We start from the raw sequence: 1,419 nt of genomic DNA, 5'->3' as shown, positions 1-1,419 counted from the left end.
CGTAGCAAAAGCCATGCTTCAAACGGACCAAGTTTCCCACCGAGATAAGGGAAGGTTGAACCATTGATTTTGTTGATCAGGTCCTTTCGCCCGGTGACGACGCCGGCAACAGTGTCGCTGTGACCAGACAGGAATTTCGACGCGGCATGGATGACAAGATCGATACCGTGATCGGCCGGGCGCTGAAAAACCGGTGTTGCCCACGAGTTGTCGATAACGGTGATAACATTTTGCTCTTTCGCTGCTTGGCCCAGTTTTTCCAGGTCCTGGAGCTCAAATGTCAGAGATGTCGGGCTTTCAAGGAACAAAAGTTTTGCACCTGAAATGACGTCAATTAAAGCATCTGTATTGGTGCCATCGACATAGTCGATGGCCACGCCCATTGGTCTGAGCATGGTTTCAAAAAGCCGATATGCATCGGAATAGACATTGTGAACGGTAACGATCCGGTCGCCCGGTTCGACAAGTGCCATGACGGTTGCACTGATTGCCCCCATCCCGCTTGCAAAGGCACGGGATGCTTCGGTGTTTTCCAATCTTGCAATTTCCCGTTCGAATGCCATTACGGTGGGATTGTCACCACGAGCATAGATGGGACCGCCAGGATTTCCGGCATAGGCATTTGCCATGTCGTCAAAGTCACGGAATGCAAATAGCGACGTTTGATAAATTGGTTGGGAAACCGCCCGGAAGTGGCGCTCGTAGTTGGGATCAAATGCACCGTGATGCCGGGATCCGTGGTCCTGCAGCGAGAGTGGCTTTGAAGGTAGCTCGTTCATGATGAAAGCTCCTTGATCAAGAGTGTTTTGCGATCAGAAAACGTCAAAGCAACGGCAATGAGTGCAGTCAGTCCGGCCGCAAGCGCAGGCGCCATGACAATTCCGTCCAAGCCAAATGCCATGGGTAAGAATAGCGCCAGTGGTAATTGAATGTAGCCCTGTGGCGCCATGCTGACGATGGCAGCGCGCCGCGCATTATGAGCAGCCTGAAAGCGCGATACCATCGGTTGATAGATGCCAACGAACGCAACTTGTATGGCAAGGATATCGAGCAAATGCGCCCCAAAGGTGATCAATTCCGCTTTGCTGACAAAGGCGGCAATCAACCAATCCCCGAACAGAAAGGCAATAACTGCGCAGGTAATCGAGAAACCCGCGCAATAGAGAAGGATGCCCTTAAACACGGCCTCAAACCGTGCCTGATTACCTGCACCTGCTGCGTAGCTCAGGATGGGTTGTGAACCCAGACAAAAGCCGATGATCGGAAGAATGGCAAGAAGCACGATACGCAACGAGATGGCCAATCCTGCCAGTTCTTCTTCGTTGCCATGTCTGGTGGCTGCCTGCATCAGAGCGGCAAAGCATATTGATGCCAGAATAGTGGTTGTACTGGCTGGAATGCCGAGCTTGCCAAACGGTA

2 protein-coding genes are annotated in these 1,419 nt (G+C 52.1%); both read right to left on the bottom strand.

Annotated elements, in window-relative coordinates:
* Positions 1-779: aminotransferase class I/II-fold pyridoxal phosphate-dependent enzyme (locus B3Z49_RS05755; RefSeq protein ID WP_296988813.1), on the bottom strand; the 779-nt coding region annotated here is incomplete at its 3' end.
* A complete protein-coding gene (locus B3Z49_RS05750) occupies positions 776-1,399 on the bottom strand; it encodes an MATE family efflux transporter (RefSeq protein WP_296988880.1) in 624 nt (207 codons plus the stop codon). The genes B3Z49_RS05755 and B3Z49_RS05750, both read right to left, overlap by 4 nt.
* Between the last annotated feature and the right edge of the window lie 20 nt (positions 1,400-1,419).

Source organism: Thalassospira sp. UBA1131, assembly GCF_002311515.1.
In the GTDB taxonomy this organism is placed as follows: Bacteria; Pseudomonadota; Alphaproteobacteria; order Rhodospirillales; family Thalassospiraceae; genus Thalassospira.
This window is presented reverse-complemented; position numbering and strand designations above follow the sequence as displayed.